Origin of the sequence: Lysinibacillus sp. CNPSo 3705, assembly GCF_028674935.1 — a bacterium.
Lineage (GTDB): Bacteria > Bacillota > Bacilli > Bacillales_A > Planococcaceae > Lysinibacillus.
Map to the genome: position 1 here is coordinate 15,486 of NZ_JAQZSD010000001.1, position 17,650 is coordinate 33,135.

The 17,650-nt window shown below is 39.6% G+C and carries 18 protein-coding genes; 17 read left to right on the forward strand and 1 reads right to left on the reverse strand.

What is annotated here, in order from left to right; genetic code table 11:
• Positions 1-921: 921 nt before the first annotated feature.
• The 17 genes from PVA17_RS00060 to PVA17_RS00140 all read left to right on the forward strand — a co-directional run bounded on the left by PVA17_RS00060 (position 922) and on the right by PVA17_RS00140 (position 16,399).
• Positions 922-1,797, forward strand: a complete 876-nt coding sequence (locus PVA17_RS00060) for a YicC/YloC family endoribonuclease (RefSeq protein WP_274066580.1) — start codon at positions 922-924, stop codon at positions 1,795-1,797.
• A gap of 43 nt (positions 1,798-1,840) precedes the next feature.
• Positions 1,841-2,458 (forward strand): guanylate kinase, encoded by a 618-nt coding sequence (gmk, locus tag PVA17_RS00065; RefSeq protein ID WP_132357484.1) that lies wholly within the window; start codon positions 1,841-1,843, stop codon positions 2,456-2,458.
• Positions 2,459-2,462: 4 nt separating this feature from the next.
• Complete coding sequence (gene rpoZ, locus PVA17_RS00070) at positions 2,463-2,690, forward strand: DNA-directed RNA polymerase subunit omega (RefSeq protein ID WP_053483349.1); 228 nt, start codon at positions 2,463-2,465, stop codon at positions 2,688-2,690.
• Positions 2,691-3,156: 466 nt separating this feature from the next.
• Positions 3,157-4,167 carry a bifunctional phosphopantothenoylcysteine decarboxylase/phosphopantothenate--cysteine ligase CoaBC gene (gene coaBC, locus PVA17_RS00075; protein ID WP_274066581.1) on the forward strand — a complete coding sequence of 337 codons (1,011 nt, stop codon included), beginning with the start codon at positions 3,157-3,159 and terminating at the stop codon, positions 4,165-4,167.
• A complete protein-coding gene (gene priA, locus PVA17_RS00080) occupies positions 4,164-6,578 on the forward strand; it encodes a primosomal protein N' (protein ID WP_274066582.1) in 2,415 nt (804 codons plus the stop codon). Before coaBC ends, priA begins: the two co-directional genes overlap by 4 nt.
• A gap of 87 nt (positions 6,579-6,665) precedes the next feature.
• Complete coding sequence (locus tag PVA17_RS00085; RefSeq protein ID WP_274066583.1) at positions 6,666-6,932, forward strand: hypothetical protein; 267 nt, start codon at positions 6,666-6,668, stop codon at positions 6,930-6,932.
• A gap of 83 nt (positions 6,933-7,015) precedes the next feature.
• Positions 7,016-7,510: a peptide deformylase gene (def, locus tag PVA17_RS00090; protein WP_049668389.1), complete on the forward strand. Its 495-nt coding sequence runs from the start codon at positions 7,016-7,018 to the stop codon at positions 7,508-7,510.
• Between the two features lies 1 nt (position 7,511).
• Positions 7,512-8,453 (forward strand): methionyl-tRNA formyltransferase, encoded by a 942-nt coding sequence (gene fmt / locus PVA17_RS00095; protein WP_274066584.1) that lies wholly within the window; start codon positions 7,512-7,514, stop codon positions 8,451-8,453.
• On the forward strand, positions 8,450-9,811 hold the full coding sequence (gene rsmB, locus PVA17_RS00100; RefSeq protein WP_132357480.1) for a 16S rRNA (cytosine(967)-C(5))-methyltransferase RsmB: 1,362 nt from the start codon (positions 8,450-8,452) through the stop codon (positions 9,809-9,811). The genes fmt and rsmB overlap by 4 nt, the downstream gene beginning before the upstream one ends.
• On the forward strand, positions 9,811-10,953 hold the full coding sequence (rlmN, locus tag PVA17_RS00105) for a dual-specificity RNA methyltransferase RlmN (protein ID WP_274066585.1): 1,143 nt from the start codon (positions 9,811-9,813) through the stop codon (positions 10,951-10,953). Before rsmB ends, rlmN begins: the two co-directional genes overlap by 1 nt.
• A 6-nt stretch (positions 10,954-10,959) precedes the next feature.
• Complete coding sequence (locus PVA17_RS00110; RefSeq protein WP_132357888.1) at positions 10,960-11,709, forward strand: Stp1/IreP family PP2C-type Ser/Thr phosphatase; 750 nt, start codon at positions 10,960-10,962, stop codon at positions 11,707-11,709.
• 2 nt (positions 11,710-11,711) lie between these two features.
• The gene (pknB, locus tag PVA17_RS00115; RefSeq protein WP_132357478.1) at positions 11,712-13,700 is read left to right on the forward strand and encodes a Stk1 family PASTA domain-containing Ser/Thr kinase; all 1,989 of its coding nucleotides are present in this window, start codon (positions 11,712-11,714) and stop codon (positions 13,698-13,700) included.
• An 11-nt stretch (positions 13,701-13,711) separates the two neighbouring features.
• Positions 13,712-14,596, forward strand: a complete 885-nt coding sequence (gene rsgA / locus PVA17_RS00120; protein WP_132357477.1) for a ribosome small subunit-dependent GTPase A — start codon at positions 13,712-13,714, stop codon at positions 14,594-14,596.
• Positions 14,597-14,598: 2 nt separating this feature from the next.
• Entirely contained in the window at positions 14,599-15,267 is a 669-nt protein-coding gene (gene rpe, locus PVA17_RS00125) for a ribulose-phosphate 3-epimerase (RefSeq protein ID WP_142507629.1), read from the forward strand.
• Positions 15,264-15,917: a thiamine diphosphokinase gene (locus tag PVA17_RS00130; protein ID WP_132357476.1), complete on the forward strand. Its 654-nt coding sequence runs from the start codon at positions 15,264-15,266 to the stop codon at positions 15,915-15,917. The genes rpe and PVA17_RS00130 overlap by 4 nt, the downstream gene beginning before the upstream one ends.
• An 18-nt stretch (positions 15,918-15,935) precedes the next feature.
• The gene (gene spoVM, locus PVA17_RS00135; RefSeq protein ID WP_100544041.1) at positions 15,936-16,037 is read left to right on the forward strand and encodes a stage V sporulation protein SpoVM; all 102 of its coding nucleotides are present in this window, start codon (positions 15,936-15,938) and stop codon (positions 16,035-16,037) included.
• Positions 16,038-16,198: 161 nt separating this feature from the next.
• A complete protein-coding gene (locus tag PVA17_RS00140) occupies positions 16,199-16,399 on the forward strand; it encodes a hypothetical protein (RefSeq protein WP_274066586.1) in 201 nt (66 codons plus the stop codon).
• Between the two features lie 224 nt (positions 16,400-16,623).
• Here PVA17_RS00140 and rpmB read toward each other — a convergent pair whose 3' ends face one another.
• Positions 16,624-16,812, reverse strand: a complete 189-nt coding sequence (rpmB, locus tag PVA17_RS00145) for a 50S ribosomal protein L28 (protein WP_004227417.1) — start codon at positions 16,810-16,812, stop codon at positions 16,624-16,626.
• Between the last annotated feature and the right edge of the window lie 838 nt (positions 16,813-17,650).

The following is a 17,650-nucleotide window of genomic DNA, read 5'->3' on the forward strand; positions in this document are numbered from 1 at the left end:
TAATGGTGCATTCTCATCACTCTGCTGAAGCATAAATGCACTTTATTTATGACTCATAGGCATAACGTATGGTTGATTTCTGCGCTTTCCTGGGGGAGTCCGATGAGTCGCCAAGCCTCCACTCCAATCAACTTATATGCATGACATACGTATTAGCAAAAGGTCATCCTTAAATTCCGCTGAAAAGTCATAATAGACATCATTTGTGAAACATCCGCTGAAAGAAGTTAAAGCCTCTGGCAGATGTCACGAAATCGGAAAAGACGCAATCATGTCGAAGCATAATTGATCAGGGTGTATTGTTTACCTCTTTTATCTGCTCAAATTATTTAGATTGCAACTGAATTAATTTGTGAAGAAATATTGATTGATTAGAAAATATTGTTTTGAGCAATTTAAGGGTTTTTGTTGATATTTTGCTTATAAGTGACAATTTTTAGCAGATTGTAGTGAAGGGCTACTTAACTTCCGCAGGAAAGCGAGACAGACGAGACCCTACACGGAGCGAAGGAAGCGGCTCGACGCTCGCCCGCAGGAAAGCAAGTAGCCCGTAACGGAAATCGGCTTCCCCCCGATGAGTCGCCTGTTCTTGACTTTAATCATCTTCTAGACATGGCATACATTTTCACAAATGTCATCTCTATGCTTTGCTAATGAGTTTTTCCTTATGTTTATCATAGCATTTTTTAGGTGAATATTAAAATATAGCTTCGAATGTGGTAGAATTAGCTTTTGTTCTATTTTCATTTATTGGTTGTCTAACAACCTAGCGACAGCAACAAATGTTTTCTGTAGCGAAGGCAAAGCGACAGCTACAATTTTGCTAAGGCGAAATTGAGCTAATTTTTTGCGGAGAGACATCATAAATGACAGAGCTTATGTTATAATAATGCCAGTATGCAAAGAAAGGTGTGACGAACCTTGGTGCGTAGTATGACTGGTTTTGGCAGAGGTGTCACAATAACAACAGACTTTCAATTAACCGTAGAAATGCGCTCGGTCAACCATCGATTTTTAGAAATTAATGCAAAATTCCCGAAAGAATGGCTTGAAGCAGAAATTTTTGCAAAGAAATTAATTTCGCAAGCTTTGTCACGTGGCAAGATTGATGTGATGGTTTATGTTAAGGATTTAGAGAACGTCGAGCAATCTATTGAAATTAATTGGTCATTAATTGAAGCGTATCGTAAGGCAAAAGAGCAATTAGCAAGTAAAGTACCACTAGAAGAAAAATGGACAATGCAAGAGCTATTATCGCTTGAACAAGCACTTGTACAAGAAAAGCCACAGCTTACACCTGAGGATTTACTCTTTGCTGTTGAAAAGGCTATTTCACAAGCACTTGAACAGCTCATTCAAATGCGTGAGCGTGAAGGGCAAGAATTACATGATGTTGTTGTACAATATAAAGAACAGTTAAAGGAACAAGTGAACCAGATTCGTTCATGTGCATCTCTTGCTGTAGAAAAATATCGTACACGATTATCGGAACGAATTTCTGAAGTGGCGGATGGAGCGTTGTTAGAAGATCGCCTACTTGCCGAAGTAGCGATATTCGCAGAACGTGTGGACATCACTGAAGAATTGGATCGATTAGATAGTCACTTTAATCAACTGGAAGAAACATTACAAGAAATGATTTCAGTTGGTCGTAAATTAGACTTTTTAATGCAGGAAATACACCGCGAGATCAATACGATTGGTTCCAAAAATCAGTCAACAGAGGCGGCCGTTGCAGTAGTTCAGGCGAAAACAATTTTAGAAAAGATGCGTGAGCAAGTTCAAAATATCGAATAGCTTGCCTGTATCTGTTATAAATTAAGGGAGATATAGAGAATAAATGATAAAAGAACGTGGATTATTAATTGTTCTGTCTGGCCCATCTGGTGTAGGTAAAGGGACAGTGCGCAAAGAATTATTTTCTCAGCCGAATACGAATTATGAGTATTCCATCTCGATGACAACACGAAATCCTCGCGAAGGTGAAGTAGATGGTGTAGACTATTTTTTCAAGACACGTGAAGAATTTGAAGCTTTGATTGAACAGGGTGGCTTATTGGAGCATGCTGAATTTGTAGGGAATTATTACGGAACACCGTTAGCCTACGTAAATGAAACACTTGATGCAGGACGCGATGTGTTTTTAGAAATCGAAGTGCAAGGTGCTGCACAAATCCGCAAAAAGGCACCAGATGCATTATTTATTTTCTTAGCCCCACCAAGCTTAACGGAATTAAAAGACCGTTTAGTTGGTCGAGGGACAGAAACAGCAGACGTTATTGCGAAGCGTATTGCAACTGCAAGTGAAGAGCTCGAAATGATGAGCCTTTATGATTATGTAGTTGAAAATGATGAAGTGACAAATGCTTGTGATCGTATAAATGCGATTATTAAAGCAGAGCATTGTCGTAGAGAACGTGTTGAAAAAAGATATTTGTCAATGTTGAGAGGAGAATAAACCTATGTTATACCCATCAGTAGATACATTAAAAAAAGAAATCGATTCAAAATACTCTTTAGTAAGTCTAGCATCTAAACGTGCTCGTCAAATGCAAGAGGAACAAGACACTGAACGTTTACACAAATACGTTTCCCATAAATATGTAGGGAAAGCACTTGAAGAAGTAGCAGCAGGTGTACTTACGAAAGTATCACAGGATGAGTCAACTGTGTACGAAGACGAAATCTAACTTTGGTAAGAAAGTTTTTGCTACATCGCTAAATTAATGTTAACTTCTTTCAGCATTTATATCCTGTAACGAAAGCGAAGCGTCAGCTACAGAAGTCTCCCGCCTTTATAGGTGAGATGAATGCCGATTTAAGCTACTTTTCAGCGGATGTCCAAACGACCGCTGAAATAGAGGAACTCAGTCAAGAACGCCACGTCCTGTGGCAACGACTGAGTGACCAACAATGTGTCCGGCCTAAAGCCTCCGGCGGATGTCCCGGAATCGGAAATGAGTTCATAAATCGTCGCATCCGTGCGATAACGGCTAACTGACCCGCATATGCAGGCCAAAGCACAAAGCCGATTTTCGGACGCAATTATGCCGAGGCATAATTGATCGTCTGCAGTGGATTTTTGATTATACAGAATGTCGAGAGCTCCCGGGGAATGTTCCTTTGGGAGCTTATCATTTGAAAGGACGATTGTGCATGAATAAAAATATTTTACTTTGTGTTTCAGGGGGTATAGCAGTTTATAAGGCTGTCGCTTTAGTTAGTAAGCTATCTCAGGCAGGAGCAACTGTAAAGGTTATCATGACAGCATCAGCAAGACAATTTGTGAATCCGCTGAGTTTTCAAGTTATGTCTAAAAATGATGTTTTTTTCGATACTTTTGATGAAAAGGATTCGAGTGTGATTGCCCATATTGATTTGGCGGATTGGGCAGATTTAATTTTAGTTGCACCAGCTACTGCAAATATCATAGGGAAACTGGCGAATGGAATTGCAGATGATATGGTAACGACGACCTTGCTTGCAACAACTGCCCCTGTATGGCTTGCACCAGCGATGAATGTACATATGTATGACCATCCAGCGGTAAAACGAAATTTGGCGCAGTTACAATCTGATGGCTATCAATTTATTGAGCCTTCGGAAGGATTTTTAGCGTGCGGCTATGTTGGCAAAGGGCGTTTAGAGGAGCCAGAAAAAATAACGGCGCTTGTACAAGCGTTTTTTTCAGAGAAGCATAAGCCGTTAGCTAGTAAAACGGTTGTAGTTACAGCTGGAGCGTATTATGTTCCGATGGACGAGCACCATATAATTAGTACACAGTCGAATAGTCGAATTGGTCAGGCAATAGCAAAAGAGGCAAAAACACTTGGGGCAAAAGTAATTCTTATAGATGAGAACGACAGAAGTGTGCATAAGCTTTTTGAGCAGCTTGAGGATTATAAAAAGCACTATCCATCTGCATTTTTTATCCATGCAGCAAATACGCCTACAATTGAAGGGGCGCCGATGTTATCCGTAGAAGGCATGACCGCCATAACTTTTGGGCAAAAGGTTATTGGAGAGCCAATGTTAACATTTATGTCTGACACGTGGATCGATTTTAGTGACACGGCAGCAGTAAATGGTCAACTGTGGGATACGACAAATGCCACGCAGTTTGCGCAAGCATTTTGGACATATATACTACAGGGTGAGAAGCGATGAGTTTGTTGATTGCAGAGGTTATAGTGGATGTTTCGACATATCATGTAGATCGTCCATTTGACTATGAAGTACCTACAGAATGGGCACATATTATCGAGATGGGCTGTCGTGTAAAAGTACCGTTTGGGCCAAGAAATGTTCTAGGCTTTGTAGTCGGATTAAAAAATGACACAGATGTACCATCTAATAAATTAAAGTCTATTGCGCAAATTTTAGATATAGAGCCGGTATTGACCGAAGAAATGTTGTTAATGGCGAAATGGTTAAAAAACGAAACAATTTGTTATGAAATTGATGCCTTACAGGTCATGCTCCCTTCAGCGCTTCGTGCAAAGTATGAAAAAATCATAACGCTATTAGCGGAGAAAGATGCTTTGCCAGATGAGGCTCAAGCTATTTTTGGTAAGCGACAACAGGCTAATTTCAAAGAATTCGAGCGTGCACAATTACTTCCTTTATTAAAACAGCTTATGACTAATAAAACTGTAAAAATTGAAAATGTTGTAAAGCAGCAAGGTAATGTGAAAGAAATACGGATGGTCAAAATATCCGATTATCAGCAAGATATAGATAAAGCAATGGAAAGTGCAGCGAGAGCAGCTAAGCAACGTCAACTGATTGAATGGATGGGCAGACATCTTGGAGAGGTCCATTTGCCACAGAAAATCTATGAGGAAACAGGTGCATCTTCCGCGGTCTTACAGTCAGTTATTGACAAAGGGGCCGCCCATTTTATACAAGAAGAAGTATATCGTGATCCCTTTACGAAGGAAGTTTCCCGTACTCAATCTTTACAGTTGACGAATGAGCAGCACATTGCACTAAAGGCTATTACTAAATCGATGGAAGAACAGACGGCGCAAACCTTTTTACTACACGGCGTCACGGGAAGCGGTAAAACTGAAATATATTTGCAAGCGATACAAAAGGTGTTAGATGAAGGTAAGGAAGCCATTATGTTAGTACCTGAAATATCATTAACACCACAAATGACAGAGCGTTTTCGTAGTCGTTTTGGTGAGATGGTGGCTGTGATGCATAGTGGATTATCTGTCGGCGAAAAGTATGATGAATGGCGAAAAATTCAGCAAGGAAAAGTAAGTGTTGTTGTTGGAGCTCGTTCAGCCATTTTCGCACCTTTTACAAATTTAGGCCTCATTATTTTAGATGAAGAGCATGAATCAACCTACAAGCAAGAAGATTCACCTCGTTATCATGCTAGAGATGTAGCGATTTGGCGAAGTGAATTTTACAAATGTCCTGTTATATTAGGTAGTGCAACGCCTGCGCTTGAATCATTTGCGAGAGCAAAGAAAGGTGTATATAGTTTGCTATCCTTAAAGCAACGTGCTTTACATCAAGCGTTACCAACTGTTTATATTGCTGATATGCGTGAAGAACTTCGAAAAGGAAATCGTTCTATGTTTTCGGAGCAGCTTGTTGATGCAATACGTGTACGGCTTGAGAAAAAAGAACAGATGGTGCTATTTTTAAATCGTCGTGGCTATTCTTCTTTTGTGCTTTGCCGTGATTGTGGAACGGTTGTACAATGTCCGAACTGTGACATCTCGTTAACGTATCATCGAACAACTGAAAAATTAAAATGTCATTATTGCGGTTATGAGGAGCGTGTTCCTCAAATATGTCCTCAATGCCAGAGTGAGCATATTCGTTATTTTGGTACGGGAACACAAAAAGTCGAGGAAGAAATTTATAAGCTATTTCCGGAGGCAAGGGTTCTCCGGATGGATGTGGATACAACGAAACAAAAAGGTGCACATGAAGAAATTTTGCAGTCATTTGGGGAAGGGCAGGCAGATATTTTGCTCGGGACGCAAATGATTGCTAAAGGTCTTGATTTCCCTAATATTACGCTTGTTGGTGTACTTAGTGCTGATACATCTCTGCATTTACCCGACTATCGTGCAGCGGAGCGTACATTCCAATTATTAACGCAGGTTAGTGGTAGAGCGGGACGTCATGAAAAGCATGGTGAGGTTATTGTTCAATCGTATACACCAGAGCATTATGCAATTGAATTGGCCAAAATACAAGATTATGAGCCATTTTACGAACGTGAAATGTTTTTACGTCGCCGCTCTAGCTATCCGCCGTATTATTATGTAGCACTTGTTCAACTATCTCATGAGGATGTCATGATGGCAGCAGAGTATGCTGGACGTGCAGCAGATTGGCTAAGGGAAAACTTATCAAACAAGGTAGCCATTATTGGACCGACAACGGCAAGCATTAGTCGTTTGCAAAATAGATATCGTTATCAATGTTTGATAAAATATAAAATTGAACCAAATCTCATTCCCGTATTACAGCGCCTTTTAGCGATGTATCGAGCGGAATGGATTAAACAGGGTATATTAATGACGGTAGATTTAGATCCATCGACTATATAAAATGATTCATCACCAGATTAGACATGACATTTTGTTAAAATATATGCCATGCGAATAAGTTGATTGAAGTAGAGGTTGGGCGACTCCTTGGGGATCAGCGTCACAGATGTGACCATGGAGCGAGCAACTCGAGTGAAGCGGCTCATCGGACGCCCCCAGGAAGCTCTGTGCGAAAGCGAAGCGGCAGCGGCAAATGTTTTATCTGTGCGAAAGTGGAGCGGCAGCAACAAATGTTTTATCTGTGCGAAAGCGGAGCAGCAGCAACAAATATTTTATCTGCGCGAAAGCGGAGCGGCAGCAGCAAAGCGCCCAATCGGAACGGAAATCAACCTCACGTTATGGTCTAAGGCATAATTGATATGAATTAGCTAGATTATGATGTAACGTTACAATTAGACAAGGCAATACGCCTTAAATATAGAAATGAGGAACATAACATGGCAATTAAAAAAGTTGTTGAACATCCAGCAAAGGTGTTATCAACGCCGTGCGCGGAAGTAAAAGAAATTAATGAAGAAATTATTACATTACTAGATGATTTATATGACACAATGGTTGAATACGATGGTGTTGGTATTGCTGCACCGCAAATAAATGTAGGATTACGTGTTGCTATTGTCGAGCTTGGCGAGGAACGAGATATTTTAGAAATGATTAATCCGACTGTCATTGAAACAGATGGCGCTGAAGTTGATATTGAAGGATGCTTAAGCTTCCCTGGATTGTACGGTGAGGTTGAACGACCTGATTACGTGAAAATTGAAGCATGTGACCGTGAAGGACGTGTGTATGAGTTGGAAGCAGGAGGCTTTGATGCACGAGCAATTTTACATGAAATCGATCATTTAGACGGCGTGCTATTTGATTCGAAAATTAAACGCATTTTAACTGAAGAAGAGCTTGAAGCGATGTACGCTGAAGAGGAGGAATAATATGACTTCAATAATTTTTATGGGAACACCTGATTTCTCCGCGCCAATTTTGCGTATGCTACATCATGAAGGTTATGATATTAAAGCTGTAGTTACACAACCAGACCGTCCAGTTGGGCGTAAGCGTGTGTTAACACCACCACCTGTTAAAGCAGCAGCTATGGAATTAGGTTTACCTGTTATTCAGCCTGAAAAATTACGTGGTTCTGAGGAATTACAGCAAATTATTGATTTACAGCCTGACCTAGTCGTAACAGCCGCTTTTGGACAAATTTTGCCGAAAGAATTACTTGATACACCACCGCTTGGTTGTATTAACGTCCATGCGTCACTTTTACCAAAGTATCGTGGAGGAGCACCTATTCACCAAGCAATTATTGATGGCGAAAAAGAGACGGGTGTAACGATTATGTATATGGCACAAAAGCTTGATGCTGGTGACATCATATCTCAAAAGGCTATCCCAATTGAAGAGGATGATCATACAGGTGGACTATTCGATAAGCTAAGCGTTGTAGGCTGTGAATTATTAAAAGATACACTTCCTTCAATTATTAATGGAACAAATAATCGTACCGTGCAGGATGAAGCACAAGTAACCTTTGCAAGCAATATTTCACGTGAACAGGAACGTATCGATTGGACAAAGGATGCGACAACTTTATACAATCAAGTGCGTGGTCTTCATCCGTGGCCTGTTGCCTACACAACATTTGAAAATGGAAACTTTAAAATTTGGTGGGCGCAGCTTGGTAACACAAAGCATGATACTTTACCAGGTGAGGTTGTTGCGATTTCAAAGGACCATTTTGAAGTTGCAGCAGGAAATGGTACAACACTAGCCCTGTATGATGTACAACCAGCTGGTAAAAAACGCATGACAGCAGAGGAATATTTGCGTGGTACAGGTTCTAAATTACAGATCGGGGACCAATTTAAATGAGTAAAAAAAGCGTAGTTATTTGGGATGGAAATGTGCGTGATGCTGCACTTTCTATTCTGTTAGCAGTAGATAAAAATCAAGCCTATAGTAATTTGCTTTTAAATGAAACGATCAAGCGACATAAAATTGAAGCGAAGGATCGTGCGCTTTTAACAGAAATTACGTATGGTACTTTACAATATAAAATGACACTTGATTATTATTTAGAGCCATTTATTCGTGGCTCAGTGGATCATTGGGTACGCTGGCTTTTACGTTTATCTTTATATCAAATGCATTATTTAACACGTATCCCACCACATGCAGCGGTAAATGAGGCTGTTGAAATTGCTAAGCGTCGAGGGCACAAAGGGATAGCCTCAATGGTCAATGGTATTTTACGATCTATTTTACGTCAAGGTGTAGCTTCTACTGCTGACATTAAAGATCCAATTGAGCGCCTTGCTATTGAAACGAGTCATCCTGAATGGTTAGTGCAGCGCTTTGTCGATAACTACGGGATTGAAGTAGCGGCTGAAATGCTACATGAAAATAATGTGCCACCGGTGCAGACTGTACGTGTAAATATGACGAAAGCAAGCGTTGAGCAAGCAATTGCCAGCATAGAAGCGGAAGGTTTATCAGCACAAAGAAGCGAGCTAATGCCTGAATGTTTATATGTAACAAATGGTCAGCCAGCTCGAACGAAGGCATTCCAAGAAGGGCTTATTACTATTCAGGATGAAAGCTCTATGATTCCTGCAAATGTTTTACATCCATCACCTGGCATGCGCGTCTTAGATATGTGTGCAGCTCCGGGAGGAAAGACAACACATATAGCTGAGATTATGAAAAATGAAGGTTCGATTTTAGCGACTGACCTTCACCCTCATAAATTAGATTTAATCGACCATAATACGGATCGTCTAGGGATTGATATCGTAGAGACTGCTCCGATTGACGGACGGAAGGCACCGGATTTTCTACAACTAGAATCATTCGACGCTATTTTAGTCGATGCACCTTGTAGTGGTTTAGGTGTTATGCGCCGTAAGCCAGATATTAAATATACAAAGCGAGAAGAAGATTTAGCAAGCCTACAAAAAATACAGTTGGCACTATTAGATGCTGCAACAAAAGTATTAAAAATAGATGGCAAGCTTGTGTACAGTACATGTACAGTAGATAAAAGGGAAAACGAAGGTACTGTAGAAGCCTTTTTAACAACGCATCCAGAAATGGAAGCTATACAACTAGAATCTTTACCAACAAAATTAGCGGAAAAGCAAGCAAATGGCATGCTTCAAGTCTTTCCACAAGACTTTGGCAGTGACGGTTTCTTCGTTGCCGCCTTTCGTAAAAAAGGAGGATCCAACTAATGGTGGATCAAGAGAAATTTAATGAGCGCATTAACGACTTAGTTGAAGAAGCAGAAGACAAGCCTGTTCGACGCGCAAAAAAAGAAAAACCAAATTTAAAGGAATCGGTATACTCATTAAAGCCGGAACAATTAGAAGAATGGTTAAAGGAAAATGGTGAAAAACCATTCCGTGCAGCGCAAATTTTTGATTGGCTTTATAATAAACGTGTCAAAACATTTGAAGAAATGTCTAACCTTTCGAAGGGATTACGTGAAAAGCTTGAAGCAAGTTTTGCATTGACGACATTATCAACAATTATTCAACAGGAATCCAAAGATGGTACGATCAAGTTTTTATTCCAGTTACAAGATGGCTATTCTATTGAAACTGTATTAATGCGTCATGAATATGGGAACTCTGTTTGTGTGACGACACAAGTAGGCTGCCGAATTGGCTGTACGTTTTGTGCGTCAACTTTAGGTGGATTAAAACGTCACTTATTAGCAGGGGAAATCGTGGAGCAAGTTGTCAAAGTGCAACAAACTTTAGATGAATTGGGCGAACGTGTGTCACATATCGTCATTATGGGTATTGGAGAACCTTTCGATAATTATGATGCGATGATGAACTTCTTAAAAGTCATCAACCATGAAAAAGGGTTAAACATTGGTGCTCGTCACATCACTGTATCAACATCAGGAATTGTCCCTAAAATTTACGAATTTGCTGATGAACAGCTACAAATCAACTTTGCAGTATCCTTACACGCACCAAACCAAGAGGCTCGTCAAAAGCTGATGCCAATTGCACGTGCTTACAAATTGGATGAATTAATGGAAGCCGTTCGTTACTATACGAAAAAAACTGGCCGACGTGTTACTTTTGAGTATGGTTTAATGTCTGGGGAAAATGATTCTGTTGAAATTGCAGAAGAATTATCTGCATTAATAAAAGGACTTAAATGTCACGTGAACTTAATTCCTGTTAACTACGTACCAGAACGTGATTATGTTCGCACATCCCGTAGTCAAATTTTTGCCTTTGAAAAAACATTAAAGAAGAATGGTATTAACGTAACGATCCGCCGAGAGCAAGGTTCTGATATTGCTGCTGCGTGTGGTCAATTACGTGCGCAAGAGAGATCTGAAGAGACGAGGTGACCAGTGTTGGAATACACAGTCGAAAGTGATATTGGGTTAAAACGAGCAATTAATGAAGACCGTGCGGCATTTTTCAAACGTCCAAACGGTCTTGCGCTAGCACTTGTAGCAGACGGCATGGGTGGTCATAATGCTGGCGATGTAGCGAGTGATATGGCGATGAAACAGATGGAATCCGTTTTTTTACAGGCAGAGGCACATCATTTTGCATCAACAACATCAAAAAAAGAGTGGTTACTACAAGCAGTCAAGCAATTGAATAAAAGTATATATGACTATTCTTTATCACATGAAGACTGTAAAGGAATGGGCACGACGTTTATTGCAGTGTTAATTGAAGAACATCATTGCTTTATCGCACATGTTGGCGATAGTCGTGTGTATTATTTCTTTGATGATGGTGCACAACAAATAACAAGAGATCATTCCTATGTAAATGTTCTGGTTGAAAATGGTGAAATTAGTGAAGAGGAAGCATTGACACATCCGAAGAAAAATTTCATCTTAAAAGCTGTTGGTACAGAAGAAACGATTGAACCAGACTTTTATGAAGTTGATTTAGCATCAAAATCGTATTTACTCATTTGCTCTGACGGTTTAAGCAATAAACTTACAGTGTATGAAATGGCATCAATTATTACGTATCCGGATTCAATAGCAGAAAAAGGACGAAAGCTTGTGGAATTAGCAAATGCAAGCGGGGGAGAAGACAATATCTCCCTCGTGCTACTCACAAGGCAAGATGAGGAGGTGTAAGTATGCTTGTAGGTAAACGAATTAGTGATCGCTATAAAATTATAGGGCTAATTGGTGGCGGTGGTATGTCCAATGTTTATTTAGCACATGACATGATTTTAAACCGTGATGTAGCGATCAAAATATTACGCTATGATTTTACCAATGAGGATGAATTGCATCGCCGTTTTCAACGTGAAGCACTTTCTGCTACAAGCCTTACACATCCAAATATCGTTAGTGTTTATGATGTAGGTGATGATGGTGATTTACATTATATTGTGATGGAATATGTCCAAGGAAAAACATTAAAGCAGTACATACAGGAATTTGCACCAATTTCTCCTGCTAGAAGTGTGCATATTATGAAGCAATTAACATCAGCAATTGCCAATGCTCATGAAAATCATATTATCCATCGTGACATTAAACCTCAAAATATTTTAATGGACGCTGAAGGCAATGTGAAAATAACTGATTTTGGCATCGCGATGACACTTAGTGCAACGTCATTTACACAAACGAACTCCGTACTTGGAACGGTGCATTATTTATCACCAGAGCAGGCTCGTGGTGGTACGGCAACAAATAAATCTGATATTTATGCACTTGGCATTGTTTTATATGAATTATTAACAGGGGAGTTGCCCTTCTCAGGCGAGTCAGCTGTTTCTATCGCGCTTAAACATTTACAATCTGAGACGCCGTCCGTTCGTGCATTCGATGCCACGATTCCACAAAGCTTAGAAAATGTTGTGCTAAAAGCTACGGCAAAAGATGCTTCTCATCGTTATTCGACAGTAGAAGAAATGCAAGTAGATTTAGAAACTGTTTTATCGCCAAATCGGATGAATGAACCGAAGTTTGTCATACCGGAAGATAATGATGTGACAAAGGCTATTCCAATTATAAAAGAGCCGGTTATACGTAAAGACGAAGATTTAACGAAGACAAGAGCAATCGAACCAATTGCGCAACCAAAGCCGCCGAAACCTGAGGTTAAAAAGCCTGTTGAAAAGACAGCACCTGTGAAGAAAAAGAAAAAATGGCCAATAGTTGTTACTGGGCTAGTAATAGTCGCTATCGCTATCTTCCTATTCTTTTTCTTTGCCACAGATTTATTTAGCCCGAAAAAGATACCTGTACCTAGTGTGGCTAATAGGACCGTTGAGGAAGCTACAAAGAAATTAGTGGCTGAAGGTTTTACTGTTGGTGAAGAACATCAGGAGCGTTATGATGAGAACGTGGAAAAGGGTAAGGTTATTGAAACGGATCCTTCGGAGGGTACAGAGCGTGTAAAAGGTACGGAAATAGATTTAATCGTTAGTCTTGGAGTAGAAATGACAAAAGTGGAAGATTATAGAGGACGGCAAATCAGCCAAGTTGAATCTATGTTAAAGGATAAATTTTTAGAGCCAGATATTAGCTATGTGCATTCAACAGAGCCAGAAGGGCAAATTATTGATCAAGAGCCGAAACCTCAAGAAGAAGTAATTGCTAAGGATACAACGATGAAATTTACGGTAAGCGCAGGAGTGCAAATGGTTACCGTAGGTAATGTTGTGAATTACACGAAGGCTCAAATGGATGAGTATGTAAGAAGAAATGGCTTGAAATGGAGTATTGCTCGTGAAGACTTTAATGATACAGTGGCTGCTGGAAGTGTTATTTCACAATTGACAAAAGTAGGGACTTCAGTTGAAGTAGGATCTACAATAGCGGTTGTTTTAAGTAAAGGGCCAGCTGAAAAACCTAAAAAAACTATCGTTAAAACTGTGGCTGTGAAAATACCTTATGAACCAGCTGAGGAAGGTATGGAGCAAACTATTCGTATTGAAATTCAAGATAAAAACCATACAATGTCATCAGTAGCCGAAACATTTACTATTACAGCTGATAAAGACTATAAAATACAGCTTGTCATTGAAGAGGGTGAAGTAGGCGCATATAGAATTATTCGTGATTCTGAAATTATTGATGAGAACAGATTCAACTTCAGCGATATTAAATAAGGGGGAATTGGATGGCGCAAGGCCAAATACGTAAAGCATTAAGCGGTTACTACTATGTATATGATGGAGAACAACTAATACAATGTCGAGGACGTGGGGTTTTTCGCAATCGCGGGGAATCTCCACTCGTTGGCGACAATGTAGAATACACTCTGGAAACAGAGGGGTCAGATGGTACGATCCAAAAAATTATGGAACGCCAAAATGAATTAGTACGTCCGCCAATAGCTAATATTGATCAAGGGATTTTGGTATTTTCTGTAAAAGAGCCTAATTTTAATACCATTTTACTGGATCGTTTCTTAGTTGTTTTAGAATCATTTCATGTTCATCCGATTATTTGTTTAACAAAGATGGATTTACTAGAAGATCATGAACGCGAGGAATTGCAAAGCTATATAGAAGATTATGAAAGCATGGGGTATACAGTGCTACAAACCTATAAAGGTGAAGAAGAATTAGTTGATCGTCTACAGCCTATTTTAAAGGGAAAAACTTCTGTATTAGCAGGGCAATCTGGAGTTGGGAAATCCACATTACTAAACACTTTAATTCCAGATTTAAATTTAAAGACCGGCATTATTTCGCAAAGTTTAGGGCGTGGAAAACATACGACTCGCCATGTCGAATTAATCGAAGTATGTGACGGCTTATTAGCAGATACTCCAGGATTTAGTTCATTTGATTTTGATGAAATAGAAAAAGAAGAATTAGGCGCATGCTTCCCTGAGATGGCCCGTATGGCAGATGATTGTAAATTTAGAGGCTGTTTACACTTAAAGGAGCCAAAATGTGCAGTAAAGGTAGCTGTTGAGGCGGGAGAAATTCGTGACTACCGTTATAAACACTACGAGCAATTTATGCAAGAAATTATGGATCGAAAGCCGAGGTATTAATGATGATACAAATAGCACCATCAATTTTAGCAGCGAACTTTGCTAAATTAGGAGAAGAAGTAAAAGAAGTAGAAAAGGCAGGGGCACAGCTTATTCATATCGATGTTATGGATGGTCATTTTGTGCCAAATATTTCTTTCGGCTCTATTGTTTTAGACGCCATTCGCCCTTTAACTGATTTGCCATTAGACGTTCATTTAATGATCGAAAATCCTGATCAATATATTGAGCAATTCGCCAAAGCAGGAGCGGACTATATTACGGTGCATGTTGAAGCTTGCCGCCATTTACACCGCACGATTCAATTAATTCGCTCATATGGAGTTAAACCTGGTGTTGTATTAAACCCACATACACCAATTGAATCTATTCAACACATTTTAGAAGATATTGATATGGTGCTGTTCATGACAGTAAATCCAGGGTTTGGTGGGCAAAAATTCATTCATTCTGTTGTGCCAAAAATTGAAGCACTAGCAGCTATCATTAAAGAACGTAATCTCGATATTGCTATAGAGATTGACGGTGGTATTAATGCAGAAACTATTATTCCTTGTGCCAAAGCAGGAGCAACAATTTTTGTAGCTGGTTCCGCTATTTATAGTAAAGAAGATCGTTCTGCGGCCCTACAGGAAATTTTAGCTGCTGGTGAGGCAGCGATTCAAGGATGACAGTAGTCGTTGTTTGTGCAGGTGGGCCAAGAGCAGAACTGTGTTCATTTAGTCCGTATAAAGAACAAAGTGATGTGTTATTTATCGGAGCAGACCGAGGAGCGCTATATTTAATTGAGCAAGGAATCACACCGCATGCCATAGTAGGAGATTTTGACTCACTATCGCAAGAGGAATACAAGCTGGTGATGGCACATACAAATGATAGACAACGATTCCAGGAAGAAAAAGATGAAACAGATACGGACTTAGCATTATTAAAAGCTTTGACCTATGAACCACAAGAAATTGTACTTACAGGTGTTACAGGTGGTCGTTTAGATCATTATGAGGCAGCAGTTCGTTCGATTTATCGATTACAAAAAGAGTATTCACAGGTAGTGTTGAAGATTATTAATCATGCAAATATGTTGCAATTTTTAATGCCGGGCAAGCACTTCATTGAAGCAGACGAGCAATACCGTTATTTGTCTTTCTTTGCACATGAAGAGCCGATTAAAGATGTGACATTAAGGCATGTGAAGTATGAAACAACAAATGAAGAAATCTCTCTTGGTACATCTCGCTTTACAAGTAATGAAATAATAGGGAATTCAGGGTCTATATCTTTCTCGCAAGGCATATGTTTAATGATAAGAAGCATAGATTAGCGTAAGGGGGAGAGAGTCCTGAAAGTATATACGTTCCAGCTGCCGAAATTTGTAAGTAGTATTACGCGTACATGTATCAACATTTTTAAAAAAGAAAAGAAAGTAAAAAAATCCGACTAACACTAGTCGGATTTTTTTTAGTATTGAAAAACAAAACGGTCAAGGAATTCTTTGTTGAATATTATGGTGGATGATTTCCGTTCTAGGCTACTCGCTTTCCTGTGGGCGAGCGTCGGGCCGCTTCCTCGTGTTGGCCCGAGACCCTGGAGCAATCAACGCGAGTGAAGCGGCTCATCGGACGCCCCCAGGAAGCTTTGCTCTGTGCGAAAGCGAAGCGTCAGCAACAAATGTTTTCTGTAGCGAAAGCGAAGCGTCAGCAACAAATGTTTTCTGTAGCGAAAGTGAAGCGACAGCAACAAATGTTTTCGGTGCGAAAGCGAAGCGTCAGCACAAAGCGCCCAATCAACCCCTCGCTTTGTTGAAGAACTATACTTTATTATATCGTAACAGCCATTCTGCATAGGTGTTTTGTTGTGCTGCTATATGTAATGAAAGCCGCTAGGAATTACTATGAGAAGTAATTTCTAGCGGCTTAGTCATTTTATTATATAAATATTCACAAAGGCGGTTGGTAGTTTGCCCAGTTAATAAGACAGAAAAAAATCGATTTGCGCCAAATGCGAAATCGATTTTTTGGAAGCAACGATTAAACGCGCTCGATTTTACCTGATTTTAATGCACGTGCAGAAACCCATACACGTTTTGGTTTACCGTCTACTAAGATACGAACTTTTTGAAGGTTAGCACCCCAAGTACGTTTGTTAGCGTTCATAGCGTGGGAACGGTTGTTACCAGTACGAGCTTTACGTCCAGTGATTACACATTGTTTTGGCATGTAGTATTCCCTCCTTACTGTTGATGCTGAAAGATTATTATTTCAGTTCGGTATTTCACATACCATAATAATTTAACATACCATGACGTTCAGTGCAATAGTTTTCACATAACCTTTCAAGAAAAAAACCTTTACAGACAAAAAGATACTTGTTAAATAATGGTCGTTAATTCCTAGGTGTTACAATTGTTGGTATATATTAGCTCGATTTTAACTTGCATGCCTGATTGAAAGGGATTGACAAACAAGATTACCCTTGATCGGTGGCCAAGCTTTATTGAAACACATTTACCAGTTTGTAAGGGGTATTAATATGTTCTGCTGAAACAGTAAAGCAAGCAAAACCTATACTTACTGAACCGAACTTTTAATATTCTATGTAATGTGCTAAGTGGTAAATTGCATTTTGCCGAAAGCGCTGAAATGGGCAAGCTGTTTTCATTTTCCTTCAGAAGCACAAATTTTAGCGATTGTCATAGCTCATACTAATAATGGCATGGATGTCCCACCTGCCGTCTCTACGTCTAGCTACGTAGTTCCCGCACAGCCTACCCGCTGCGCTTAATGGTCTCATCTGTGAAGCTAATCCACAAGGAATCGCATAGTCTTCACTCCAATCATTTTTCAACAATTTTGCAAAGACTACTTGTATTTTTCATTATTTAGACGATAAATAAAGGACAAATTAGTGCAAGATTGTTTATTAGGAGCGGACGTCATGGAAAATCAAGAAAATCTAGCTCTCACTATACAAAAAGAAATGATTCAATTTAATTTAAAACGTATGCGCACAGTAGCGTGGACAATGATGTATATATCATTACAATTATTCATTACG

What these genes read in the sequence shown, in the direction of transcription:
- gmk (WP_132357484.1), top strand. Translation starts at nt 1,841, where the DNA reads ATGATAAAAGAACGTGGATTATTAATTGTTCTGTCTGGCCCATCTGGT.
- rpoZ (WP_053483349.1), top strand. Translation starts at nt 2,463, where the DNA reads ATGTTATACCCATCAGTAGATACATTAAAAAAAGAAATCGATTCAAAA.
- coaBC (WP_274066581.1), top strand. Translation starts at nt 3,157, where the DNA reads ATGAATAAAAATATTTTACTTTGTGTTTCAGGGGGTATAGCAGTTTAT.
- priA (WP_274066582.1), top strand. Translation starts at nt 4,164, where the DNA reads ATGAGTTTGTTGATTGCAGAGGTTATAGTGGATGTTTCGACATATCAT.
- def (WP_049668389.1), top strand. Translation starts at nt 7,016, where the DNA reads ATGGCAATTAAAAAAGTTGTTGAACATCCAGCAAAGGTGTTATCAACG.
- fmt (WP_274066584.1), top strand. Translation starts at nt 7,512, where the DNA reads ATGACTTCAATAATTTTTATGGGAACACCTGATTTCTCCGCGCCAATT.
- rsmB (WP_132357480.1), top strand. Translation starts at nt 8,450, where the DNA reads ATGAGTAAAAAAAGCGTAGTTATTTGGGATGGAAATGTGCGTGATGCT.
- rlmN (WP_274066585.1), top strand. Translation starts at nt 9,811, where the DNA reads ATGGTGGATCAAGAGAAATTTAATGAGCGCATTAACGACTTAGTTGAA.
- pknB (WP_132357478.1), top strand. Translation starts at nt 11,712, where the DNA reads ATGCTTGTAGGTAAACGAATTAGTGATCGCTATAAAATTATAGGGCTA.
- rsgA (WP_132357477.1), top strand. Translation starts at nt 13,712, where the DNA reads ATGGCGCAAGGCCAAATACGTAAAGCATTAAGCGGTTACTACTATGTA.
- rpe (WP_142507629.1), top strand. Translation starts at nt 14,599, where the DNA reads ATGATACAAATAGCACCATCAATTTTAGCAGCGAACTTTGCTAAATTA.
- PVA17_RS00130 (WP_132357476.1), top strand. Translation starts at nt 15,264, where the DNA reads ATGACAGTAGTCGTTGTTTGTGCAGGTGGGCCAAGAGCAGAACTGTGT.
- rpmB (WP_004227417.1), bottom strand. Translation starts at nt 16,812, where the DNA reads ATGCCAAAACAATGTGTAATCACTGGACGTAAAGCTCGTACTGGTAAC.